The sequence below is a fragment of the Polaromonas sp. CG_23.6 genome (assembly GCF_029892315.1).
Taxonomy (GTDB): Bacteria; Pseudomonadota; Gammaproteobacteria; order Burkholderiales; family Burkholderiaceae_C; genus Polaromonas.
Map to the genome: position 1 here is coordinate 20,273 of NZ_JARXUY010000004.1, position 24,366 is coordinate 44,638.

At 58.6% G+C, this 24,366-nt stretch carries 16 protein-coding genes and 6 pseudogenes; 15 read left to right on the forward strand and 7 right to left on the reverse strand.

The window, feature by feature from the left end; genetic code table 11:
• The first annotated feature begins 90 nt into the window (after nucleotides 1-90).
• The 7 genes and pseudogenes from H4V98_RS21350 to H4V98_RS21380 all read left to right on the forward strand — a co-directional run.
• Nucleotides 91-714 (forward strand): recombinase family protein, encoded by a 624-nt coding sequence (locus tag H4V98_RS21350; RefSeq protein ID WP_280758082.1) that lies wholly within the window; start codon nucleotides 91-93, stop codon nucleotides 712-714.
• A 4-nt stretch (nucleotides 715-718) separates the two neighbouring features.
• On the forward strand, nucleotides 719-3,721 hold the full coding sequence (locus tag H4V98_RS21355) for a Tn3 family transposase (protein WP_280758050.1): 3,003 nt from the start codon (nucleotides 719-721) through the stop codon (nucleotides 3,719-3,721).
• Nucleotides 3,722-3,803: 82 nt separating this feature from the next.
• Nucleotides 3,804-6,062 (forward strand): annotated as a pseudogene (locus tag H4V98_RS21360) (Tn3 family transposase); the annotation flags it as partial.
• A gap of 41 nt (nucleotides 6,063-6,103) precedes the next feature.
• Nucleotides 6,104-6,343: pseudogene (locus H4V98_RS21365) on the forward strand (type II toxin-antitoxin system PemK/MazF family toxin); the annotation flags it as partial.
• 403 nt (nucleotides 6,344-6,746) lie between these two features.
• Nucleotides 6,747-6,979: pseudogene (locus H4V98_RS21370) on the forward strand (recombinase family protein); the annotation flags it as partial.
• 98 nt (nucleotides 6,980-7,077) lie between these two features.
• A protein-coding gene (locus tag H4V98_RS21375; protein ID WP_280758051.1) for an IS3 family transposase occupies nucleotides 7,078-8,264 on the forward strand; the annotation gives its coding sequence in 2 pieces (ribosomal slippage) (nucleotides 7,078-7,372 and nucleotides 7,372-8,264; 1,188 coding nt in all).
• A gap of 14 nt (nucleotides 8,265-8,278) precedes the next feature.
• Nucleotides 8,279-8,428: pseudogene (locus tag H4V98_RS21380) on the forward strand (helix-turn-helix domain-containing protein); the annotation flags it as partial.
• 138 nt (nucleotides 8,429-8,566) lie between these two features.
• On the opposite strand, the gene H4V98_RS21385 reads toward H4V98_RS21380, so the two are convergent.
• Genes H4V98_RS21385 through H4V98_RS21395 form a run of 3 tightly spaced genes read right to left on the reverse strand, consistent with a single transcriptional unit; the run spans nucleotide 8,567 to nucleotide 10,564 of the window.
• Nucleotides 8,567-9,418 carry a hypothetical protein gene (locus tag H4V98_RS21385; RefSeq protein ID WP_280758052.1) on the reverse strand — a complete coding sequence of 284 codons (852 nt, stop codon included), beginning with the start codon at nucleotides 9,416-9,418 and terminating at the stop codon, nucleotides 8,567-8,569.
• Nucleotides 9,418-10,101 (reverse strand): protein mobD, encoded by a 684-nt coding sequence (locus H4V98_RS21390; protein WP_280758053.1) that lies wholly within the window; start codon nucleotides 10,099-10,101, stop codon nucleotides 9,418-9,420. Before H4V98_RS21390 ends, H4V98_RS21385 begins: the two co-directional genes overlap by 1 nt.
• A 19-nt stretch (nucleotides 10,102-10,120) precedes the next feature.
• Complete coding sequence (locus H4V98_RS21395) at nucleotides 10,121-10,564, reverse strand: hypothetical protein (RefSeq protein ID WP_280758054.1); 444 nt, start codon at nucleotides 10,562-10,564, stop codon at nucleotides 10,121-10,123.
• A gap of 266 nt (nucleotides 10,565-10,830) precedes the next feature.
• Here H4V98_RS21395 and H4V98_RS21400 point away from each other — a divergent pair, with 266 nt between their 5' ends.
• Nucleotides 10,831-11,142: a MobB mobilization protein gene (locus tag H4V98_RS21400; protein WP_280758055.1), complete on the forward strand. Its 312-nt coding sequence runs from the start codon at nucleotides 10,831-10,833 to the stop codon at nucleotides 11,140-11,142.
• On the forward strand, nucleotides 11,139-13,886 hold the full coding sequence (locus H4V98_RS21405; RefSeq protein ID WP_280758056.1) for a relaxase/mobilization nuclease domain-containing protein: 2,748 nt from the start codon (nucleotides 11,139-11,141) through the stop codon (nucleotides 13,884-13,886). Before H4V98_RS21400 ends, H4V98_RS21405 begins: the two co-directional genes overlap by 4 nt.
• A 293-nt stretch (nucleotides 13,887-14,179) precedes the next feature.
• Here the strand turns inward: H4V98_RS21405 and H4V98_RS21410 are convergent, their stop codons facing one another.
• Nucleotides 14,180-14,365 carry a hypothetical protein gene (locus tag H4V98_RS21410; RefSeq protein ID WP_280758057.1) on the reverse strand — a complete coding sequence of 62 codons (186 nt, stop codon included), beginning with the start codon at nucleotides 14,363-14,365 and terminating at the stop codon, nucleotides 14,180-14,182.
• A gap of 185 nt (nucleotides 14,366-14,550) precedes the next feature.
• On the opposite strand from H4V98_RS21410, the gene H4V98_RS21415 reads away from it, so the two are divergent.
• The 4 genes from H4V98_RS21415 to H4V98_RS21430 all read left to right on the forward strand — a co-directional run bounded on the left by H4V98_RS21415 (nucleotide 14,551) and on the right by H4V98_RS21430 (nucleotide 20,642).
• Entirely contained in the window at nucleotides 14,551-15,927 is a 1,377-nt protein-coding gene (locus tag H4V98_RS21415) for an AAA family ATPase (RefSeq protein ID WP_280758058.1), read from the forward strand.
• A gap of 766 nt (nucleotides 15,928-16,693) precedes the next feature.
• Nucleotides 16,694-17,785, forward strand: coding sequence for a PAS domain S-box protein (locus tag H4V98_RS21420; protein ID WP_280758059.1), 1,092 nt, complete (start codon nucleotides 16,694-16,696; stop codon nucleotides 17,783-17,785).
• Nucleotides 17,782-20,214 carry an ATP-binding protein gene (locus H4V98_RS21425; RefSeq protein WP_280758060.1) on the forward strand — a complete coding sequence of 811 codons (2,433 nt, stop codon included), beginning with the start codon at nucleotides 17,782-17,784 and terminating at the stop codon, nucleotides 20,212-20,214. Before H4V98_RS21420 ends, H4V98_RS21425 begins: the two co-directional genes overlap by 4 nt.
• Entirely contained in the window at nucleotides 20,211-20,642 is a 432-nt protein-coding gene (locus H4V98_RS21430; protein WP_280758061.1) for a hypothetical protein, read from the forward strand. Before H4V98_RS21425 ends, H4V98_RS21430 begins: the two co-directional genes overlap by 4 nt.
• Nucleotides 20,643-20,808: 166 nt before the next feature.
• On the opposite strand, the pseudogene H4V98_RS21435 reads toward H4V98_RS21430, so the two are convergent.
• Nucleotides 20,809-21,417 (reverse strand): annotated as a pseudogene (locus H4V98_RS21435) (ATP-binding protein); the annotation flags it as partial.
• A gap of 66 nt (nucleotides 21,418-21,483) precedes the next feature.
• On the opposite strand from H4V98_RS21435, the gene H4V98_RS21440 reads away from it, so the two are divergent.
• Both H4V98_RS21440 and H4V98_RS21445 read left to right on the forward strand, forming a co-directional pair.
• Nucleotides 21,484-21,990, forward strand: a complete 507-nt coding sequence (locus H4V98_RS21440) for a transposase (RefSeq protein ID WP_196864799.1) — start codon at nucleotides 21,484-21,486, stop codon at nucleotides 21,988-21,990.
• Nucleotides 21,987-23,057, forward strand: a complete 1,071-nt coding sequence (locus H4V98_RS21445; RefSeq protein WP_196864798.1) for an IS3 family transposase — start codon at nucleotides 21,987-21,989, stop codon at nucleotides 23,055-23,057. Before H4V98_RS21440 ends, H4V98_RS21445 begins: the two co-directional genes overlap by 4 nt.
• 21 nt (nucleotides 23,058-23,078) lie before the next feature.
• Here the strand turns inward: H4V98_RS21445 and H4V98_RS21450 are convergent, their stop codons facing one another.
• A complete protein-coding gene (locus H4V98_RS21450) occupies nucleotides 23,079-23,255 on the reverse strand; it encodes an ATP-binding protein (protein ID WP_280758062.1) in 177 nt (58 codons plus the stop codon).
• Nucleotides 23,256-23,277: 22 nt separating this feature from the next.
• Nucleotides 23,278-24,330 (reverse strand): annotated as a pseudogene (gene istA / locus H4V98_RS21455) (IS21 family transposase); the annotation flags it as partial.
• Nucleotides 24,331-24,366: the final 36 nt, after the last annotated feature.

Here is a 24,366-nt window from a genome sequence, read left to right on the forward strand (position 1 = left end):
GGTGAGGCCCAATTACATTGGCTTTTTGGTTCTTGGCCGCGTCATGGGGAGGTGGTCAAGTGATGTATACCCATCTTGGCCATCAACTCCATGAAAATTGCCCGACTCTACCTACGCGTCAGCACCGACGAACAAGACCTTGCTCGCCAAGCCGACATCGAGCACAGCGCGCGCCAGGCCGGCTATTACATCGCTGGCGTGTATCGTGAAAAGGCGTCCGGCGCACGTGCTGATCGTCCCGAACTGCTGCGCATGATTGCTGACCTGCAACCGGGGGAGGTGGTTGTGGCCGAGAAGATCGACCGCATCAGTCGACTGCCGCTGCCTGAGGCCGAGCGGCTGGTCGCCTCGATCCGCGCTAAAGGCGCGCGTCTGGCCGTGCCTGGCGTGGTCGATTTCACCGACCTCACAAAGGCTACTGATTCTGTAACCCGCATCGTGCTGGAGTCGGTGCAGGAATTGCTCCTCAAGCTGGCCCTGCAGATGGCCCGCGACGACTACGAGACACGCCGCGAACGTCAGCGCCAAGGTGTGCAGCTTGCCAAAAATGCCCATAAGTACGCCGGGCGTATCCCCGACACAGCGACTCACGAGCGCATCGTTGGGCTACGCCGCACCGGCTTGACAATCAAGCGCACGGCTGAACTTGCCGGCTGTAGTACCAGCCAAGTCAAACGAGTATGGGCCCTCCAACGTCAACCAGCTGGGGCCTGACCCCATGCCTGTTGGCTTTCTCACTCCCGCGCAGCGCGAGAACTATGGCAGCTACACCGGGGCGCCATCGCCCGAGGACCTGACACGCTATTTTCACCTCGACGATGCCGATATGGCGCTGATCGCATCCAAGCGTGGAGAGCACAACCGGCTCGGCTTTGCTGTGCAACTCGGCACGGTGCGCTACCTCGGCACCTTCCTGGACGATCCAATGGAGGTGCCGACGCCCGTGCTGCAGACGCTGGCCAAGCAGCTGTATGTTCCATCTTTCAACGCCATCCAGGCCTATGGCGATGGCCGCCAACGCTTGCAGCACACGCAAGAAATTTGCGCCCATTATGGCTACGTCGATATCACCAATCCTCGGGTAGGCTGGCGTTTGACGCGGTGGTTGTATGCGCTGTGCTGGACCGGCACGGACAGGCCTGGCATGTTGTTCGAGCGGGCAACCACCTGGCTGGTGACGCACAAAGTGCTGCTACCGGGATGCAGCATCCTCGAACGGCATGTGGCTCGTCTGCGCAACCGCGTGGAGGAGCGACTGTGGCGTTCACTGGCCAGCAGCATCAGCACGCACCAGCAGGCCCAGCTGGAGGGACTGCTGAGCGTCACTGCGGGAACACGAAGTTCTCTGCTGGATCGTCTTCGCACGGGTCCGGTCATGGTCAGCAGCGTCTCGTTGGTTCAGGCCTTGGAGCGGCTGAACTCGGTTCGCGATCTGGGGGTCAGATTGCCTGCCTCGGCACGGATTCCAGCCGCCCGTGTGGCCGCTTTGGCTCGGTTCGCGGGCGCGGCCAAGGTCAGCGCGGTCGCCAGGTTGCCAAACCTGCGGCGCCTGGCCACGTTGGTGGCTTTTGCGCATTGCTTTGAAGCCTCGGCACAGGATGATGTCCTGGAAGTGCTGGAGGCGCTGCTGCGCGAGCTGTTCGGCGAGGCAACCCGAGCCGAGAAGAAGGCCCGTCTGCGCACGCTGAAGGATCTGGATCGGGCCGCGGCGATACTGGCCAGTGCTTGCCAAATGTTGCTCGACCCCGAAATTTCGGACGCCGAACTGCGCACCAAACTATTCGGCAATATCCCACGCCAGACGCTCACGCAAGCCGTCGATGGCGTCAAAGCCTTGATCCGGCCCGCCAGCAACGTGTACTACAGCGAGTTGCAGAGCAAATACCGAACGGTTCGGCGTTTCTTGCCAATGTTGCTCAAGCATGTGCATTTCGGCACCAATGTGGCGGGCGAGCCGCTTGTCGCGGCCATTGATTGGCTGCGAGTCAATCTGATGCTCAAAAAGCCCGCCAGCGCCGCCCCGCGGGAGGTGGTTGGCAAGGCCTGGCAGTCGCATGTTTTTAGTGGTGGTGAGGAGGATGGCGTCGATCTGCGTGCCTACACCTTTTGCGTGCTGAACAAGCTGCAAACTTCGCTCAAGCGCCGCGACGTGTTTGTAGCGCCGAGCTGGCGGTATGCCGATCCGCGTGCTGGCCTTCTCGATGGCGCCGAGTGGCAAGCCACTCGCCCCATCATCTGTCGCACGCTGGGCTTGTCGGTCAAGCCCGAGCCCATGCTGGCCGCCTTGGCCAGCGAACTGGACCTGACCTATCGCGGCGTGGCGGCACGGCTGCCAGGCAACAAGGCGGTGCGCTTCGAGACGGTTGCGGGCAAGCAAGAGCTGGTGCTCAGCACGCTTGACATGATGCAAGAGCCGCCATCGCTGGTTGCGTTGCGCCAGAAGGTGAGCAGCATGCTGCCGCGCGTGGACCTGCCGGAGTTGATTCTGGAAATCGCCGCGCGCACCGGCTTCACCGACGCCTTCACGCACCTCTCGGAGCACACGGCTCGCGCTGCAGATCTGCACGTCAGCGTGTGTGCGGTGTTGATGGCCGAGGCCTGCAATACCGGGATGGAACCGCTGATCCGCAACGACGTTCCCGCCCTCAAGCGCGATCGGCTGTCCTGGGTGGATCAGAACTACGTACGTGACGACACGCTAACCGCTGCCAATGGTTTACTGGTGTCGGCTCAGAGTCGCCTGGCGCTGGCCCGCCTGTGGGGCAGTGGTGAGGTTGCTTCAGCCGATGGGATGCGTTTCGTGGTGCCGGTGCGCACAGTGCATGCGGGACCCAATCCGAAATACTTCGGCGTCGGCCGTGGCGTCACCTGGTACAACATGTTGTCGGATCAGTTCTCCGGGTTAAACGACATCACCGTGCCAGGCACGTTGCGTGACAGTCTGATTCTGCTGGCCGTTCTTCTTGAGCAGCAAACCGATCTCCAACCGACGCAGATCATGACCGACACCGGCGCTTATAGTGACGTGGTATTCGGCCTGTTTCGACTGCTGGGCTATCGCTTCTGCCCGCGCCTGGCCGATGTTGGCGGCACACGCTTTTGGCGAATTGACCCGCACGCAGACTATGGGTTGCTCAACCCGATGTCGGCCAACCTTCTGCGCATGAACCGCATCGCGCCGCACTGGGATGACATGCTGCGCCTGGCCGGCTCGCTCAAACTTGGCCAGGTATCGGCCAGCGGCATCATGCGCACGCTGCAGGTCGGCGACCAGCCCACCCGTCTGGCGCAAGCCATCGCCGAGTACGGGCGGATCGACAAGACGTTGCACACGCTGCGCTACATCGATGACGAGGCCAAACGACGGGGAACGCTGATCCAGCTCAATCGCGGCGAGGCGCGCCACAGCGTCGCGCGTGCAGTATTCCATGGCAAGCGCGGGGAGCTACGCCAGCACTACCGCGAAGGACAGGAGGACCAGTTGGGCGCGCTCGGCCTGGTGCTCAACATGATCGTGCTGTGGAACTCCCTCTACATGCAGGCCGCGCTGAGTCAGCTGCGTGCGCAGGGCTACTGCGTAAACGACGATGACGTGGCCCGCCTATCACCACTATTGCACGAGCACATCAACATGCTGGGTCGGTATTCGTTCCTGGTGCCCGACGCCGTTGCCAAGGGCGAACTGCGGGCCTTGCGCGATCCGGCTGACGGTCTTGCGTGAAGTCAGACCAGGCCCAAATTTCATTTGGCCATTCATCTTGTCCTCTTAACTGCTTTTACGGTTCCACTGCACCTCAGACCCCTACTACGCGAGCCTGGCGAACTTCTACACTGTGCACGACCTGCGCAACCTCAAGGCGGATCAGACCCATCTCTACCTGCTGTGCTACGCCTGGGTGCGCTACCGGCAGCTCTGCGACAACCTGGTCGATGCAATGGCCTATCACATGAAGCAGTTGGAGGAAGAGAGCAGTGCGGGCGCGCAGAAGTCGTTTGTAGCGCAACAGGTGCGCCGTCAGCAAGACACGCCGCAGGTTGGCCGCCTCCTGTTGCTCTATGTCGATGACACGGTGACCGACGCCACACCGTTCGGCAACGTGCGGCAGCGCGCGTACAAGATCATGCCGAAAGACACGCTTGCCCTCACCGGCCAGCGCATGAGTGTGAAGCCGGCGAGCAAGCTGACCCTGCACTGGCAGGCGGTGGACGGCCTGGCCGAACGCATCCGCCGCCATTTGCGACCACTGTATGTCGCGCTCGATTTTGCCAGCACCGCCCCCGACAGCCCGTGGCTCGCGGCGCTGGCCTGGGCCAAGAGCGTGTTCGCCAAGCAGCAGCGTCTGTCGCAACGGCCGCTGGCCGAATGTCCGGCGGCCACGTTGCCGAAGCGGTTGCGGCCTTACCTGTTGACCTTCGATACCAACGGCAAGCCGAGTGGACTGCACGCCGACCGCTACGAGTTCTGGCTGTATCGGCAGATCAGGAAGCGCTTCAAGTCGGGCGAAATCTATCTCGACGACAGCCTGCAACACCGCCACTTCTCCGACGAACTGGTTTCGATGGACGAGAAGGCCGACGTGCTCGCGCAAATGGACATCCCCTTCCTGCGGCAGCCGGTCGATGCCCAGCTCGATGCGCTGACGGTCGAGCTGGGCGCGCAGTGGCTGGCATTCAACCGCGAACTGAAGCAGGGTCAGCTGACGCACCTGGACTACGATAAGGACAAGCAGACGCTGATCTGGCGCAAGCTCAAGGGCGAGAACCAGAAGGTCCGCGAGCAGACGTTCTACGAGCAACTGCCGTACTGCGATGTCGCCGACGTGTTCCGCTTTGTCAACGGCCAGTGCCAGTTCCTGTCGGCGTTGACGCCGCTGCAGCCGCGCTATGCGAAGAAGGTGGCCGACGCCGACAGCTTGATGGCGGTCATCATCGCGCAGGCGATGAACCACGGCAATCAGGTCATGGCGCGCACCAGCGACATCCCCTACCACGTGCTAGAAACGACCTACCAGCAGTACCTGCGCCAGGCATCGCTGCATGCGGCCAACGACTGCATCAGCAACGCCATCGCCGCGCTGCCAATCTTCCCGCATTACTCGTTCGACCTCGATACGCTGTACGGTGCTGTCGATGGTCAGAAGTTCGGCGTTGAACGGCCGACCGTGAAGGCGCGCTACTCGCGCAAATATTTCGGTCGCGGCAAGGGCGTCGTCGCGTACACACTGCTGTGCAACCACGTGCCGCTCAACGGCTACCTGATCGGCGCGCACGACTTCGAGGCGCACCACGTGTTCGACATCTGGTATCGCAACACGTCGGACATCGTGCCGACCGCGATCACCGGCGACATGCACAGCGTGAACAAGGCGAACTTCGCCATCTTGCGCTGGTTCGGGCTGCGCTTCGAGCCACGTTTCACCAACCTCGAAGACCAACTCCAGGCGCTGTACTGTGCCGATGATCCGGTGCTGTACGAGAAGTGCCTCATCCGGCCGGTCGGCCAGATCGACCAGAAGCTCATCATCAGCGAGAAGCCGAACATCGACCAAATCGTCGCCACGCTGGGCCTGAAGGAAATGACCCAGGGCACGCTGATCCGCAAGCTGTGCACCTACACCGCGCCGAATCCGACACGGCGCGCGATCTTAGAGTTCGACAAGCTGGTGCGCAGTATCTACACGTTGCGCTACCTGCGCGATCCGCAACTGGAACGCAGCGTGCATCGCTCGCAAAACCGCGTCGAGTCCTACCACCAGCTACGCTCGACCATCGCGCAGGTCGGTGGGAAGAAGGAATTGACCGGGCGCACCGACATCGAATTTGAGATCAGCAACCAGTGCGCCAGGCTGATCGCCAACGCGATCATCTACTACAACTCGGCCATTCTGTCGCACCTGCTGACGAAGTGCGAAGCGAGCGGCAACGCCAAGGCCATGGCGCTGATCACCAAGATTTCACCGGTAGCCTGGCGGCACATCCTGCTGAACGGGCACTACACCTTCCAGAGCGGCGGCAAGATGATCGACCTGGACGCGCTCGTGGCCGGGCTGGAGTTGAGATGACGGAATTTTCGGCGGTTCCGGCTTAGACCCCCGACCAGTTCAACGAGCACGCGAGCGTGACTGTGTTGCTGGTGTCGAGCGCCCTGGTCGATGCCCCGCTGCTGCGAGTGACCGTGAAGCCCAACCCCGAGAACGGGTTGCAGAAGGTATCCCAGGTGATGGTAGACAAGACCATGACCGTCAAAAAAGACAAACTCGGAGAGGCTTTCGGGCATCTTAACGCCGATGGCATGCTGGAGATTGAGCGCTGCCTGGCGGTATTTCTCGGCATTGCGAAATAGGTGACCGCAGGTACATTGGGCCCAACCGAGGACCCCAGAGATTGCCGCAGCGACTTTTTCAAGCATCACTCCCAAACAAGCTATCGAACCAGGACACATTGATTTTCATGGACGGTGTGCCACCCGCAGATTTTCCAACGTGCCAACCTGTCACCGAGTTGCCCTTGCCATCTCGGGGTAGCTTCAGGAAACGGATCACAGCGTACGTTAGCGATATGGTCCGGATCGACATTTATCGAAAACGGAGGTTTTTGAGAAGGTTTGCTGAAAGCCTCATGCCGCACGCAGAATCAAGGCTCTTTGATTCTCAGAAACAGTTCTTGAAACTATATTCTCGAAGCTCTACCATCAAAACGAGTTTCGAGAAGGAATTAAAGATGGAACTACTCAATCGCGGTCCGGCATGCTGATCGGCTATGCGCGTGTCTCTACGCTGGATCAACACCTTGATCTACAGATCGACGCTTTGACCAAGGCGGGCTGCCACAAACTCTTTGAGGACAAGATGAGCGGCAGCCGGGCCGAACGGCCCGGCTTGGCCGCAGCGTCAAGCACCTGGTGGACCTGGTCAGCCAGTTGCACCGGCAGGGTGTGCATTTCAAGAGCCTGACCGACGCCATCGACACCGGTACCCCGCCAGCTGGGCCGCAAGGGCGGGCGCAAAAGGAGGATGACCCTGCCTTGATTTTACGTACAGCAAGAAGTTGGAAACTTCACCTGTATGGAGAATCAAAATGCAAGATAGAACAGTGCCCAAGAGGCAGTACACAGAAGAGTTCAAGACTGAGGCGGCAAGGCTGGGCGAATCGGTCGGGGTACATGAAGCGGCAAGGCGCCTAGGCGTGCCGGTAGCGACGCTGGGTAACTGGAAGCGACGGCGAGCGGCTGCAGGCCTTGCAGTACCCGAAGTGGCAGCCAACGCTTCAGCCTTGCCAGTGCGCCGGCCCGTGAATGAACTGGAAGCCGAGAACGGCCGGTTGCGCAGGCAGCTTGCCGACGCGAAGCTGGACGTGGAGATCCTTCGAAAAGCGACGGCGTACTTTGCAAGGGGGTCGCGATGAAGTACGCCTGGATCGAGAAAAATCGCGACGAGTACACGGTCAGCCGGCTGTGCCGGATACTGTCGGTTTCCCGCACGGGATACTGTCAGTGGCGCGTGCGTTCGCCCAGTGCCCGAGCGCTGGCCAACCAGGCGCTAGACGCCCAGGTCGCTGCTATCCATCAAGGCAGCCGGCGCAGTTATGGGCGGCCGCGCATCGTGCAACAACTGCGCCAGCAAGGCCAGTATGTGAGCGCCGAGCGGGTGCGCAAAAGTCTGCACCGCCAACGGCTGCGCCCTGTCTACCGGCGAGCGTACGTGATCACAACCGACTCGGCGCACTGCCTGCCAGTGGCCCCCAATTTGCTGGACCGCCGCTTCGACAGCTGGGAGCCAAATCAGGCGTGGGTGGGTGATATTACTTATGTTTCAACGAATGAAGGCTGGCTGTATCTGGCTGTGGTGATGGACTTGGCCAGTCGGCGTATCGTAGGGTGGTCAATGTCAGAGACCATCGATGCGAAGCTGGTCTGCGCAGCCTTGAGGTCGGCATACTGGCAACGCAAGCCTGCTGCCGGGCTGCTGGTACATACAGATCGTGGAAGTCAATACGCCAGTCATGAATACCGGCGCCTGGCGGCAGACTTCGGGGTCATCATGTCGATGAGCAGAAAGGGCAATGCCTGGGACAACGCGGCCATGGAGAGCTTCTTCAAGACGCTCAAGGTCGAGCGGATCTACCAAGTACGCTATGACACCCGGGCCCAAGCCCGGCTGGACATAGTGGACTGGATTGAGGGTTACTACAACCGCGTGCGCATGCATACGGCCATCGGGTTCCTCGCCCCAGTCGCAAAAGAACGCAGCTTTGTGGCTGCATGACTTGATGTACGTGAAAACGAGGCAGGTTCAGGATGACTGTCAGCAAGATCGAGTCAGCCAAAAAATTGCTGGCCAATGGCGTGCCGCCGCGCGACGTGGCCAAGAACCTGGGCGTGTCCGTGCCCACTCTGTACCGCTGGATCCCCGCATCCTCGCGCGCTTAGCGTGCTTTAAATTCCGAATTCTGAGACGACCCCCTAACGGGGTTTTCCGTTCCACTGCACCTCAGACCCCAAGAAGAGCGGTTGTGGCAACTGGGATTGCGTTCGTGCCACTTGTTCATCCAAAAAAATTCGGCGGCTTCACTTTTTGGTTTTTGGCATCCAAAAATCGACTTGTGCGATGTCTGCCCCAAACGTTGGTTTTTCAGCTTGACGGACGATGCAAAATGGATTTCCAGTGTTTGTGTCTGTGCGCTGTTCCCAGCCAGGCAGCTTGCAGCCAGCCACTTTGGCGCCGTCAATTGATCCCGCCCAGCCCGCCCGCTCACGCACAGCTGCAAGCTCAGCGCCAATTTTCTTGGTTGCCGCAGCCACCGCAGCAGCAGAGTCAAACTGCGCCGCCGTTGCCCGGTTTGCTGCGGCCTGGCTCGCCAGATGGGCCGCGCCGACTTCCTGGCGCAGGCCAGATACGTGCAGTGCGTTGTAGCCGATCCCCATGCCCACACCCGCCAGCAAGGCGGCCAGGAAAAGTCCGATGCCCATGAAAGCGTAGCGCTTCATCAAGATGGCTTGATCACGAATGACCATCGCCTCAACAGTTGCCTTATCGACCGCTGCAATGTCCTTGCCTGCGTTGATCACCGCATTTTTTGCTTCTTCATTCAAGTCTTTAAAGACTTCCACCGCTGCCCTGTGCATGTTGCGCTTTGCTTGCGTTAACTGCAGCTCAATGGCTTTTTCTACCTGCTTGTCCACATCCTTGATGACAAGCGATCCCATCTTGTTGATGGTTTCAACACCTTTTGAGCCGGCCGTTGTGATTGAACGGGAAACCTCCAGCAGCCGCACCAAAAATGCTTCATTCATCATGGAGATTTGCCAGACCGGATCGCGGTCATGCAGGTTCAACTCCTTGCGCATCCTGTGCAAATGCTGCTTTTCTGAATCGGTAGAAGCGCGCTGAACCACCACGTCAAAAGGCGACACATCCATTATTGGCTTCCGATCATTCCATCGAACATCAATTCAAGCCCGTTGGTGAACTGAAACAGCTCTGCCCTGTCGCCAATCGTCATTGTTTTTTTCATGGCTCCGATGCTCTCGCTCTGGTTGTAAAAGCGCGTCACCACACGGTTGGCCAGCTTGTACATGTAGCCCGATTGACCGCCCGCCGCCTCAATCATTTTTTTGGTATCTGATCCGTCGTAAATCTCAAAATCATCTTCATTGCCAAACACACCGCTTTTGACAATGTGCAGTTTTGCTTGGGGCATGATTTCCATGAAATTGCGGACCAGATTGACAGAGTCGAGATTTGCATTGATGACCCAGAACATCACAATGTTGAAATGCTGCTGCCTCATCGAATCGCTGAAAATCTTGTGAAATGCTTTCATACCGGCTTCATTTCTGGCCCCGGTGTTGATCACAATGTCTTTGCCGGACTGCTCATCACAGAACGTGATCAAGTCCAGCCAGCCTTCTTTTTTATCCAGATTCAAATTCCTGACAGGAATTTCATTTTCATAGGCATAAGCGACATCAGGATTGCTGGTGTCAGTTTCAACCAGTGCCACCTGTTTGTTTTTTTCCAGCAAATAGTGAAGCAGCCCGTTTGCCAGCATTGACTTGCCAACACCGCCTTTACAGCCACCGACAAAATAGATAGTTGACATTTTTATTGGCTCTTGTTTCTTAGACGTTGGTACGGCGGTTCAATCTGAACTCACCACTGCCTTGCTTGTGTGCTGGCGTTTCAGCTTGTGTTTCAGTTACTGCCTTTTCAGGTTCAACTGAAGACGATTCAGCCTGTTTTGTTGTGGGTGTTTTTGCACCCCGTTTGGGTACTGATGCTTTTGCACCCTGCTTTGCTTTGGGTACTGGTTTTGCCCGCTGTAAATAGTTCTTGAGTGTCGGCGCGGTGATGGCAAGACCGCCCTTGGTGATTTCTTCTGCAATCATGTTCAAGCTGTACCCGCGAGTCTTCAAAGACTCAATTTCTTCAAGCATCGCTGTAACAACCTCTTGCCTGCTTTTGACAACAGGGCGTTCAATTTTCGGGAGCGACTTCAAGTGATCAAACAGGTTTTTAACTTCTTCTGCTGTGTAGGAGATTTGCTTTTTTACTGATCTTGTCATTTTTATTTTCTTTGACAGTTGTTTGTGATTTTTGTAGGGTAGCAGAAATATTTGTTTACAGAATTATATAATTTGGTAACATTGACAGCAATGGTAAATATACAAGGTGGGGGTTGTCTGACATATGAATCGCTTCGCGCTTCCCATGCCAAACAACCCACGTCAACCCATTCGGCGCTTCGCTTCTCACCTGTTGACTCCCCTTGCAATGGCTGCGCCCTTGAACCCGCTGATGAATATCCACCAACCCAGGCACCAGGAGCCCCATGCCATTCGAGAAAATTGGTGAAGAAAGCCTGGACGAAAAAATTGCCGTTCGCCTGACCGCAGAAGAAAAGCAGCGCCTTGCACAAGATGCCGAAATGGCCGGCTTGTCCATGTCGGCGCTTGTCCGGGCCCGATACTTTGGCCGCAAGATTGTGGCCAACACCGATCTCGTGATGATCAACCATTTGAACCGCCTCACGGGCATGCTGAAGACCGTTCACAACGAAAGCCACGGCGCGTACAGCGCCGACACATCGGCGGCCGTTTTGCTCATCATCGAAACCATTAAAAAAATAAGCCGGTCGGCATGATCGGCAAAAAAGCACCCAACCCCAAAAAGTCCAGCAGCAAAGCGGTTCGTGTTGCAGCGTTGACTGCCTACATCACTCGTCCTGAACTGGCCAATGGCCGGGAAAAGTGCATCCACTATGAAGCTGAAAACTTCATCACCGATGATCTGAAGTCCCAGACTTTGGAGATGGTGGCGCTGTCGCATTCAGCCGTGCGAAGCAAGGACCCCATCGACCACTATGTGTTGAGCTGGCAAGAAGGCGAACAACCCAGCATTGGCCAGGCACGCCAAGCCGTGCACATCACGCTCAAGCACCTGGGCCTCGAAGGCCACCAGGTCATCTGGGGAATGCACTCGGACACTGACCATGTTCATATTCACATTGAAGTGAACAGGGTTCATCCGCAAACCTTCAAAGTGGTTGAAATCAACAAAGGCTTTCAGAACAATGCCATCCAGCAGGCCGCGGCCATGGTTGAAAAAGTTCAGGGCTGGAAAACGCACGCCAGCTCAAGATTCAAAACGGACGAGTTTGGACACTTGATCACTGACAGCAAAAAGCGCCCCCAGGTTTTTGACAAGCCAAACCAGTTAAACCAACTACACCAGCCAAAAGCGCCGACCGGGCCCGTCAGAGACAAAGAAATCCAGACCGGCGAAAAGTCGGCACAGCGTCTTTGCATCGAGCTGGCCGCGCCCATCATTGCCGCGTCCACCAGCTGGAAGCAGTTGCATGCAGCACTCGCCATAGTGGGCATTGACTACAGGCAAGAAGGCAGCGGCGCCAAACTGTTTATTAACCGTATTGGTGTCAAAGCCAGTGATGTGGTGGACCGCAAAAACAATTTTGGCGCATTGCAAAGACGCCTTGGACCTTACCAATCACCCCAACAACTTGAGATCAAACATGACCCCTTTCACAGAACTCGACTTGTCACGGACAAACGATTCAAAACCGGCTTTGACGAGCCGCACGTTGTTGCGGCTGGATTTACTACCTTCCACACTTTGCACGATCTGCCCGGCAGCCATTTGGATGTCGCCAAGAATACAAAACGAAAACAACACCACACTGAAAATTTATTGCAGTCTGATGAAAGTCTTGATTACAGAAGAGTTGATGGAGTGCGATGGGGAAGCCATCGCGACCGCGCAGATCGAGGCGCGAGAGAACGCCATCCTGGAGAAGCTGGAAGTCAAAGCGCACAGTTGGTCGAACGCGCAATCGAAAAAAATGGAGAAGGAGCAAGCCAGGGCGGACAAGGCCAAGGCCAGAGAGAAGGCCAAAGCCGACAAAGACAAGGCCAAGGCGGACAAGGACCAAGCCAAAGCCGACAGCCGCTTACTGGCCACCAGCCGGGTTGGCGCGAATACACCGCCATCCGTGACGCCCTGAAGGCGGCCAAAACGCACGACACGATTGGGCTACAACAACGCCACAGCGACGAACGGGCCGCGCTCCTGGCGAAGCTGAAAGCGCAGCGCACCGAGGCCCTGAAAAAAAGCGGGAAAGACAATGGCGCGGAGCGCAAAGCATTGGAAAGCCTCATGGCACTCGTGCAAGCCGCTGAACAGCTCGAGCTGCAAGCGCGGCAACGGAATGAAAAAAAGGCTTTGCAAGCCACCTACAAACCGCTGCCTGTTTACAAAGCATGGAAAGCTCAGCCGCAAATTGTCGGCCTGCATGTCCTGCACGTCACCGAGCGAAGCCCAGTCGCGAGCACCAGCTCAGTTGCCAACACGCTGCGAATCCTCACCAGCACGGTGGATGCGCGCCAGCACATCACTTACCAGTTGCTCCGAAAAGACGTGTTCAGGGACGAAGGACGAACGATCGCTATTTTGGATCTGAATTCCGACGCCGGCATTGCCGCCGCACTGGCGCTGGGACAGTCGAAATTCGGCAATGTGCTGACCCTTACGGGCCCGGCAGAGTTTCAGCACAACGCTGTCGCCCTGGCCGTGGCCAACGGGTTGACCTGCCGGTTTACAGATCCGGCCCTGGAGGTCCTGCGCGAGCGGCTGCACGCCGAAAAATACCAAGCCGAGCGCTTGGCAAGCAGAGCGCTGGAAAAGGCCAGCGAAGCGGTCTTGACGCCACCCAACCAATCTGCAGAACAGGGCATGGCGCCAGGCCCCAGGGCCAAGCCCATAAAACCGGTCTTGGTGCCTACCCCCGTCAAGGAGGCTGTTACCTCCCAGGCGCCCGAGAATGACCAGCCAGCCGCCCAGGCCGAAGCGGCTCAAGCTCACCGTTTGGAGCACGAAGGAAAAGCCGAAACAGCCGAAGCTGAAGCCGAGCAAGCCGCCCAGGCCAAAGCTGCTGAAGCTCAAAAAGTCGCGGATGCCGAGAATGCTGCCGAAGAACACCGGCTTTCAGAACCCGTCCAGCTGGCCGATATTCACAAGCGGATTGACGCGGCCAAAGCCGCCGCCGAGCCGCGCAGCAACTTGGCGCAATCAACAACAACACAGGCCGACCACCAGGCACCGGCCAATGGCGTTGTCGTGGCCTCCAACGAAGCATTCGTGGCCGTCCGCTGGCGGGACGAAGTGAGGCTGTACAAGACGGGTGAACTCACTGAAAACCTCCAATATGACGGCATTGACACTAGGCACGGGCGGTTTGCACCGGGCAACGAGATCGAGCGAAAGCACGGCAAGGACGGCATGAGAACGCTGCTCAGCGAAGAACGCCAAGCCATGCAGACCGAAGAGAAAAGGCAGCGTGTACTTGCAAAAAGCAAAAGCCAAGGGCGCTAAACCCCACCGGGATCAATCCATGACAAATTTGGAAAAGCCGCCGACCCCCCGTAAGGAACGAAAAATTCCTCACCTCACGCTGTATTTCCGGTGACGGCAAAGATCGGGACCGTAGGGATATACAGGCTTGATGGCGGTGGTCTGCGGCCTTGAAAAGATCCGCGTTCGCAGCCGCGGCATGAGTCACTAACCTTCAGTAGCCATTGGAAATCTGTCGATGACTTTTTTAAAAAGGTCAGACCCGTCACGGAATTGCTGCGTGACCGTGCAGTGGGTTCTTGCGCAGTAAGCGTTCAGTCTTTAAGCGTCCCGATGAACTTGCGCAAAAGTTCCGAAATTGTGGTTCTGTTTTTCGCGGCATAAATCTTCAACTTCTGGTGCTCGGCTTCTGTCACTTGCGCGTTGATGCGCACCAACACAACGGGTTCTTGTGTACCGGTAGTGGGCACAACTGCGAGCTCGGCGGGTTTTTCCTGCATGTTTTTTTCCATCCTGCGTTCTGGCATGTCACTTTGGCTACGAGTGTATGTGTAATTGAGTAAATCGTTTTTTCATGCGTTTCCCACTGTTGCTTTAATGATCATTTGCACATTGCATCATTTGTGTAAATGTGTACAATCCATGCATGCGGTGAAGGGTTTGCTGCATCAACCTGGGAGAAAACATGAAAAAAGACGTGGATCTTTCGTGCATTCGCATCGGCACCGAGGACGACCTGGCAGACGCGGTGGCGCTGGCATCCCGCTTGCTCAACAAAACATCGCCTGACCTGGACTTCGTGACGCGCCAGTTTTCATCCGATTTGCTGGTGGCGGTGTTGTTGACAACGGCCTACGGGACGCGCGACAAGACGCTGGCCGAGGTGCTGTTTTTCCTGGTCGATCCGACGTGGGACAGTGCCATGCAAATCCTCTGTTTTTTTCCTCACGAGCCGCAAGCGTTTCAGCAAAAAAATGCTGCCCGCTGGCGCAAGGGGTTGTCCAGCAAAATAACGAGAATTGCAGACGATGCAGCCCAAGGCATGGTCAACCGCTGCTACCTGCATTGGAAAAACGCCTTTGCCGTGGCCGGTGGGGTCGAGGTCATGGCCAAGCCACCTTGCAGCATTGCGGTGTTCAACCAGCAAGCCGTTGCCAAAGCCGTGCAAATGGTGAGCAGCATCCCGTCCGACAAAAAAGCTGGCGCCGAGCGCATCTTGCAAAACGCCCAAGCCGATGACGGCTACCGGGCAGTGGCCGATGCCTGCCAAGCCAGCGCCAAACTCGAAGAAGCCAAAGCTAGGTTCGAGAACCTCGTGGAGCCTATTACCCGCCTGCAAATTGATCTGGTCCTGGCCGCAGCCATGGACCCGGAAGACTTTCACATCAACCCCATCTTGCTGCTGGGAGAGCCCGGCATTGGCAAAACCTACTTGGCAACACAGCTGGCCGAGGCGCTGGGCGTTGCCACCGAAAAAATCAGTGCGGGCGGCGCACAAGGCGGCTTTCAGTTCACTGGCTCGCACAACAGTTGGTCCGGCGCGCGGCCAGGATCAATCGTCACATTGCTGGCAGAAGGCCGGTCAGCCTCCCCTGTGGTGGTCATTGACGAGGTCGATAAAATCGGGGCCAGCGTTCAGTACCCCGTGCTGCCGGTGTTGCTCGATCTGCTGGAGCCCAACACCGCCAAAGCATTCAAGGATCAATTTCTGGACATGGAATTCGACGCCAGCCGCATGATCTTTATCCTGACGGCCAACAGCCTGGATGGCGTGCCGGCGGCCCTGTTGTCACGGGTCGAGATTTTCGAGGTGCCGCGCCCCGAGCCTGCCCAGCGGCTGCGCATCATCGAGCAGGTAATGGATCAGTTGTGCCTTAAGACCAAAACGCGAATTGTGATGGACAAAGGCTCATGCGACTTGCTGGCCGAGCGCATGGACATTGACCTCAGAAGGCTCTCGCGGCTGGTCAAGGAAGCGTTTGCGAAAGCAATGCAGCTTGGCGCGCCGCTGGCCTACATCGTGATGCCTCAGTTTTCTGGGAAACGCTCGATCGGATTTTGACCTGTCAGGCAGCTATGTCGAGGCTGGCCGATTTAGGGAGCACTCGGGCGTGAGCCTCTTTGTCGGACTGCCTGACGTTTCCCCCGGATTCTGGACAGTTCAAAACTGAAGTTAAGGTAGCTTTTGACGGGTCATCTCTATATGGTGGATTGCGGCATGGCAACGCCACGCGGCTCTCACTGCCTGATTTTTAAGCGTCGCCCGCAAAGCCAGCCTTGGTGCCATTGCTGGCGCTTATCCCAGTAGCTATCAACAGCGTCATGCCCAGCGCGGGGGGACAACTCAAAGGCGCCCGATTTGACATAACGCCAGTCGCGGCGGCTGCCGCCTTGTTGGAGTAGTTTCAGAATTCGGAAAAATAAAGCACGGTCTCAGCTGGTGTGTCAGGTTGAAGTCTGAAAGTTGGGTGGGGGATCGTCAGAAAAAGCCTGAAGCAGCTCCATATCTGCTTGTCCTGATGCATTCTTAGGTAGGCACCGATCATTTCAAGCGTCAGCGCCTCCTGATCGCTCAACGCCGGGGCAAAGGCGTGCGCACCACCGCCGCATAGGCCTCACAGATTTCGCAATAGGCACGGATAACGAATTCATCGAGGGGTATATGCTTGCCCTTGTTCGACGTAGGCTTCAGACAAACAATTCACGTCGGGCTCGGCAAGGGCTTGCAACCAGAGGGCTTGGCTAAAATGACCAGCGTCAAAGAAAATCCTGATCGGAGACTCCATTGAAAACTAACGACATCCAGCCCGGCAACAGCGGGCATCGGCATGCTTGAGTCATCGTCCCTGGCCGAGCTGGCGAAAAGCGAACACTTTCTCAGGCGCCTCACGGATGTCACGCTGGGTGCAATTGAGGTTTTCGATCTCGACCAGCAGCGCACCTTGTACGTCAACCGATCCATCGCCACGCAGCTCGGCTACAGTGACGAGGAGATTGCGGACATGGGCGCCGGGCTTGTGCCAGCCCTGATGCACCCAGACGACTTGCCGCAATTCGTCGCGCACCGTCAGTCCCTGTGCAGTTTGGCCGACCATGAAACCGCCGACTTCGAGTACCGCCTGCGCGAGCACTCCGGCGGCTGGCGCTGGATGCAAAACCGGGATGTCGTCTTCGCGCGCCATGCCACCGGTGCAGTCAGCCAGATCATCGGCAATGCGCTGGACATCAGCGAGCGCAAAACTGCGCAGGAAAAAATTCGGCACAGCGAAGAGTTTCACCGCCTTGCGTTCGATCTCTCGCCCGTGGGCATGACCAATTTCGACGGCGAAAGGCGCTTCACCAAAGTCAACCAGAGGTTTTGCGAGATCACCGGCTATGCGGCAGACGAGTTGCTGCGGATGAATATCTGCGACTTTACGCACCCGGACGATCGGGCGACGAACCAGTTCAATATCGATCAGCTGCATGCCGGTGTCGTGGACCACTACGACATGGAAAAGCGTTACATCCGCAAGGACGGCTCCGTCTGCTGGGTGCGCGTGACGGTGCGGATGGTGCGCGATGCCACAGGCCAGCGGCTGTACAGCATAGGCGTGGTCCAGGATATCAATGAGCGTCGGCACAGGGAGCAGGCCCTGCGCGAGAGCGAGGCATTCAGCTGGAGCGTGCTGGAGAGCAGTCCGGATTGCGCCACTGTGCTTGACCGCGAAGGACGGCGGCAAACCATGAACCGCAACGGTCAGCACCTGATGGAAATCGACGACTTCGCGCCATGGCTCGGCCAGCCGTGGTGGAGTCTCAAGCCAGAGCCCTTCGCTGCGCTGGCTGTAGAAGCCGTGGAGCAGGCCAAACGCGGCGAAACTGCGCGATTCCAGGCGTTTCACCGACGGCCAAGGGTACGCCGAAGTGGTGGGACGTGATCATCGCACCGATCAGCGCCGAGCCAGGCGACGGCCCCGCAGAACGCCTGATTGCGGTTTCCCGCGACATCACGGCAGCCAAGCTGGCAGAGCAGGCGCTGCGCGAGCAGGAAGCGCGCTATCGCAGCCTTTTCGACGGCATGCTGGAGGGCTATTGCCTGGTTGAAGTGCTTTTCGACGCTGCCGGCAGGCCCGTTGACTTCCGCTTTCTGGAAACCAACCCGGCATTTGAAAGCCAATCCGGACTCAAGGACGCCAAGGGGCGTCGGGTTAGCGAGCTGCTGCCAGACCTGGAGCCATTCTGGATTGAGATTTATGGAAAAGTCGCGCTGAGCGGCGAGCCAGCAAGCTTTGAGAACGAAGCCAAGCCCTTGGGGCGCTTTTTGGAGGTAAAGGCGCACCGGATCGGCGGGCCGCAAAGCCGCAATGTCGGCATCCTCTTCAGCGACATCACCGAGCGCAAACGCGCCGAAGCTGCTGTGGCCCAAAACCTTGGACTATTTTCCAGGCTGCTTGAGCAGGCGCCAACCGGCATGTATGTGGTTGACGCCGGATTTCGACTGCAGCAGGTGAATGCGCTGGCGGCACCGGTTTTTGCAACGATTGATCCGCTGATTGGCCGCGATTTCGCCGAAATCCTGGAGATTTTGTGGGGGCCGGTGGTTGGCGCTCAAGTCACGGCGATCTTCCGGCACACGCTGGCCAGCGGTGAACGCTATGTGTCGCCGCCCTTTTACGAGCGGCGCGCTGACATCGGCGAGGACCAGGCTTTTGACTGGGAGACGCAGCGCGTCACGCTGCCCGACGGCCAGCATGGCGTGGTCGCTTACTTCCACGAAATCACCGCGCGCCAGCGGGCTGAAATGGCCCTGCGCGACAGCGAAGAGCGCATGCGGCTGGCGACCGAGGCGACCGGCGTCGGAGTTTGGCAATGGGACCTCAACACCGGCATGGTTCGCTGGGATGCCCAGATGTTTCGGATTTACGGTATCGCGCCCACGGCCGATGGCGTTGTCCAATATACCGACTGGAGCGGCTCGGTTCTGCCGGAAGACCTCGATACACAGGAAGACACTTTGGGCGACACCGTGCGCCGACTCGGCAGCAGCAGCCTTGACTTTCGCATTCAGCGCCGCAGCGACGGGAAATGCCGCCACATCCACGCGGCGGAAACCGTCCGCAAAAGTGCTGAGGGACATGCCGAATGGATGGTCGGAACGAATCTTGACGTGACCGAACGCAAGCTGGCTGAGGAGCGTATTGGCGCGCTGCTGGAAGCACTGCGGCTTGCCGACAGCCGTAAGGACGAATTTTTGGCGACCCTGGCGCACGAACTGCGCAATCCGCTGGCGGCCGTCAGCACCTCGCTGGAGTTGATGAAACGGGCGAACGGCAACGCCGCTCTGATGGAGCGGGCTTACGCCACCATGGCGCGGCAGATGGGCCAGATGGTGCACCTGATTGACGACTTGATGGACGTGAGCCGCATCACCCGCGATCGCCTTGAGCTCAGGCTGGAACGCATCGAGTTGGCATCAGTGGTGCAGCACGCCGTGGAAGCCTGCCGCCCGCTCTGCGAGCGCGCCGGTCACGAACTGAACGTCACGTTGCCGCCCGAGCCGGTCACCCTGAATGCCGACCCGATGCGGCTGGCGCAAGTGTTTAGCAACCTGCTGAACAATGCCTGCAAGTACAACCGCCCGGGCGGCCACATCTGGCTGAGCGCCGAGCGGCATGGCCACGAAGTCGCGCTGACGGTCAAGGACAGCGGCGTCGGCATCGCGCCTGACATGCTGCACCAGGTGTTCGAGCTGTTCACGCAGGTCGGCAGTTCGATGGAGCATTCCCAGGGCGGGCTGGGCATCGGGCTGTCGCTGGCCAAGCGCCTGACCGAGCTGCACGGCGGCACGTTGACCGCCTACAGCGAGGGCAAAGACCTGGGCAGTGAGTTCGTCGTGCGTCTGCCGGTGTGGCTGGAAACGGCAAGTCCCGCAGGGCCAGCGCCGATTGCCGCACCGGTCCCGCCGACGGTGGCCCTCCGCATCCTGGTGGTCGATGACATGCGCGACAGCGCCGACAGCCTTGCCATGCTGCTCGGTATGGACGGCGACGAAACGCAGTCGGCCTATGACGGCGTGGAAGCCGTCGAGCGTGCCGCCGCTTTCCAGCCCGATGTGATCCTGCTCGACATTGGCATGCCGAGGATGAACGGCTACGACGCCTGTCGTGCCATCCGTCAGCAGCCGGGGGGCAAGCACATCGCGATCATTGCCATGTCCGGCTGGGGCCAGGAGGAAGACAGGCGCAAATCCCAGGAGGCCGGGTTTGATCACCACCTGGTCAAGCCGGTGGATTTTTCGGCCTTGAGTAGGCTGCTAGCCGTTACCCAAAAGGCTTTGCCGCCGAGCCAGGACAACCCGCTGATTTGAAGAGCAAAACGGCTGCTGACGCAGGGTGTGCATGCGCCAGTAGCTATGCAATTCATGGCATCTCGGAAAATCCAGAGCGCTCAGGGACGCGGCGTCAGCGCAAAGAAGGGTCGTCACAGGAAACGGAAAAATCGTATGGTGAAGAATACGGTATCGAGCGCTGGCGCGGCTTTGCGGAGTGTTTTCACTCCTGCTGCCGGTTGCTTTTTTCAAAACTTGCCAAAGTCGCCAAATCGATGCGAGAACGGTTTTCTAGAAGATTGCAATGCTGCACTGCACATGGAATGGATGAATTCTCGAAAAAACTGCTCGAAACCGTTCGTTTACAAGAGTTAATGGTATTTAAAAATCCTTGGCGAAAAATTCCTGAAGCTACCCCAGTCGTACAAACGACTGATTCATGGTCGTGCGTATTCCAGCGAACGTGAACGCTCATTCCAGGATGGTGAACGGCGATTCCGGGCAACGTGAACGCTGCGGCGGTGTTGATGTGTTGTTACGCGCTCAAATTGTAGGCTGAGGTGGTTTTTCAGCTTGGTGAATCCTTTCGTCGTGTGTGTTTGTCGGTTTTTTGGCGCCCCGTCATTAGCCCGTCTACTCCTTCAAATCGGCCGCATTGGGTTTTCCTGCGGCCGGATTTTTTCTCAAAGACTCCCCCGTGATCGTCAAGCGGTGATGGTTCTGCATCAGCCGGTCAAGCATCGCGTCGGCCATCGTGGCGTCGCCAATCCACTCGTGCCAGTGCTCAATGGGCAGCTGGCTGGTGATAATCGTGGCCCGGCTTGATGCCCTGTCATCAACAACCTCCAGCAAGTCTGCCCGGGTCTGGCTGTCCAGAGCCGCCATCCCCCAATCATCCAGAAGCAACACATCGGTCTTGCGAATCTGCTCCAGCCACTTGCCGAACGTGGCGTTGGTGTGGCGAATACGCAGCTCTTCACCCAGCCGGGGAACGCGCTGGTAATGCGCACTGAAGCCGCGCCGGCAGGCGTGCTGCGCCAGGGCACAGGCCAGCCAGGACTTGCCGGCCCCGGTGGGGCCCGTGATCAAGACGGCATGGCCGCTTTGTACCCAATCGCCCAATGCTAGAGTCATGACAGTGCTGCGCTGGATGCCGCGCCCGGCGCGGCCGTCAACATCTTCAATGGCCGCTTGCGGGTATTTCAGTCGCGCCTGCTTGAGCAGGCGTACATGACGGCGGTCTCCCCCTGTGTCAGACTAGTTGCCGCTCCCCCGTGATTGCGGATGATCCGCATTGGAGCGCTATTCATGACAACAAATCGACATTCAACTGAATTCCAAGAACAGGCCCTGAGCAAAGCCAGGCAACGAGGCACACGCAGCGTCCAGGACGTCGCCAATGAACTGAATATGGCGGTCGGCACCTTGAGAAAATGGATCAGCAAGTCCAACCGAAAGCATGAAGTCGGTGGCCCCGCAGCGCAACTGCCTGACGACTTACCGGCCCAATCGTGGGGCCCTGCCCAGCGCTTGCTTGCGCTGAACCAGACGCATGCCATGACGCCCACACAGCTGCATGCCTGGTGCCGGGAGAAGGGGTTGTTTGAGCACCAGCTCAAGGCCTGGGGTGAAGCTTTTTGCAGCGCCACAGCGCCTGAATCGCGCCAAGCCAAGACAGCGTTGCGTGAGCTGCAGGTCAAACACGAGGGGCTGCAGCGTGAACTGCGTCGAAAAGAGAAGGCGCTGGCCGAAGCCGCAGCCTTGCTGGTGCTACAAAAAAAGTTCCAGGCCCTGTGGGAGGACGAGGAGAAATGACCAGTTGCCAACAGCGTCAGACCCTGCTGACGCTGATCCGACAGTCCTGCGACAGCGGCGCACGTTTGCAAAAGGCCTGCGCCCTGATTGGGTTGGATGCGCGTACTGTTCAGCGCTGGAGACGCCCGGAAAACCAGCAGGGAGACCTCCGGGTGGGCGACAAACGCCGCATTACCGTGCCGCCCAACAAGTTCAGTGAGGCGGAGCGACAAGCTGCGCTGGAGGTGGTCAACAGCGATGAGTTCAAGGATCTGCCGCCCAGCCAGATCGTGCCGCGCCTGGCTGACCAGGGCCTGTATGTGGCGAGTGAGTCGACCCTGTACCGGCTGCTGCGTGAAGCCGGCCAGTTGACGCACCGCCGCCTGGAGCGGGTGGCGCAAAAACGCAGCAAGCCACGCGCGCTGGTGGCCACTGGGCCCGATCAGATTTACTGCTGGGACATCAGCTACTTGCCCACCGAGGTCCGCGGCATCTACTTCTACCTTTACCTGTTCGTGGACCTGTTCAGCCGCCGGATCGTTGGCTGGCAGGTGTACGACTGCGAGAGTGCTGAGCTGGCCAGCGGGCTGCTCCAGGCCATCTGCGAGCGTCAGGGCATCACGCCCAATCAGCTCACTGTTCACTCGGACAACGGCTCCCCGATGAAGGGGGAAACAATGCTCGCCACCATGCAGCGCCTGGGCGTGGCTGCGTCTCGCAGCCGACCGGCGGTAAGTAACGACAATCCTTACTCGGAGGCCCTGTTCCGGACACTGAAGTACCGGCCTCAACTTCCCGTCAAACCGTTCAATGGCTTGCTACAGGCGCGACGCTGGGTGACAGAGTTGGTGCATTGGTACAACCACGAGCATCGGCACAGCGCGATTGGCTTTGTGACGCCCGCTCAACGTCACATGCAAATCGATCAAGCACTTCTGGATGACCGCGCCAAAGTGTATGCTGCAGCGCGCGATGCCAACCCAAACCGCTGGTCCGGTCCGACCCGCAATTGGGACCGAATCGCAGAAGTCCACCTCAATCCGGAAACACAACAAAACCAGAACCAACTCACCCAAAAGATCGCCTGAGCATCAAACTTTTTGCGACAACTAGCTTGACATCCACCGGTCTTGGCGCCAGTGCATTTCACGGTCGACCAGCAGCGCCAGGCGCTCCTCAAAGCTCATCGAACTCACGCCTGCCTGGCTGAGTTGATCCTGCAGGCCCGCAGCCAGTCCTTCGAGCTTCAATTCGCGCAGTTGCGCCAAAGTGGTGTTCATCATCATGGTGTTTCTTTCAATTTGTTGCTTACTGGTAATAGCCGGGGCCGCGTACATGGGCGTGCTGAGGGCTGGTCCACTCGGGCGCCTCGGCTTTTTGCAACTGATCGCCGCGGTTGACGAGGATGTCCTTGATATGGCTGTATTTGCTGGTGCCCAGTTGCAGCGCAATCAGGCACGCTGCCTCCAGACGGGCTGCGCTGTAGCGCCGGCTCAGTGAGAGCAAACCCAGACAGGCCCGGTAAGCGTGTTCAGGGTGGCGCTGACGCTCCAGCAGATGACGCACCGTGCGCGCTGTGGCCACCCCGATCTGCTCGCCCCAGGCAATCAAGCGGTCCGGGCTCCACTGTGCGTGGGCCCGGTGGTTCTCGGGCATGTGCTCGTCGGTGGTGGTAAAGCCGCCGCGCCGGCTGTTCCTGGCGTGGCTGGCCACACGTTGACCACGATTGAGGATTTCCAGCGCGTTGCGGGTTACGCGCAATTCCAGCGTCTGGCCCACCAGCGCGTGGGGCACGCTGTAGCGGTGGCCTTCGAACTCGACGTGGTAATCAATGTGCACCTTGACCGTCTTGAAGATCGCCAGTTCAAAAGCCTCCAGCGGTAGCGCCATCAGAGCCGGGGCGTCAATGGCTGCAAACACGCTGGCTCTGGAGCCCGGCAACTTCTGAAACGGCTTGTTGTTCAAGTGCTCCAGTAAAGGGGCCATGGCTGCGTTGACTTCATGCACCGTATGAAACGCTTGATGACGCAGCCGTGCCATGATCCAGCGCTCCACGATTTGCACCGTGGACTCGGCCTTGGCCTTGTCTTGCGGGTGGTAGGCGCGAGCCGGCAGTATGCTGCAGCCGTAGTGCACCGCAAAGTCCAGCACGGTGTCGGTGGCCCGCGGCTCGTAGCGACTGGCCTGTGCAATGACGGCACGTGGGTTGTCCGGAACAATCAGCTGCGGCACACCGCCGTAGAAGCCGAGCGCCCTGCAGCACCCTTCGAGCCAGTCGGCGGTGGTTTGCGCTGGCGTTGCCCAAGCAAACGCGTAGCCCGAGGCGCCCATGGCCGCCACGAAGATGTTGGCCTTGCCCCCACCTGGGTAGGCGTAAGGATTAGTTCGTAAATGAGT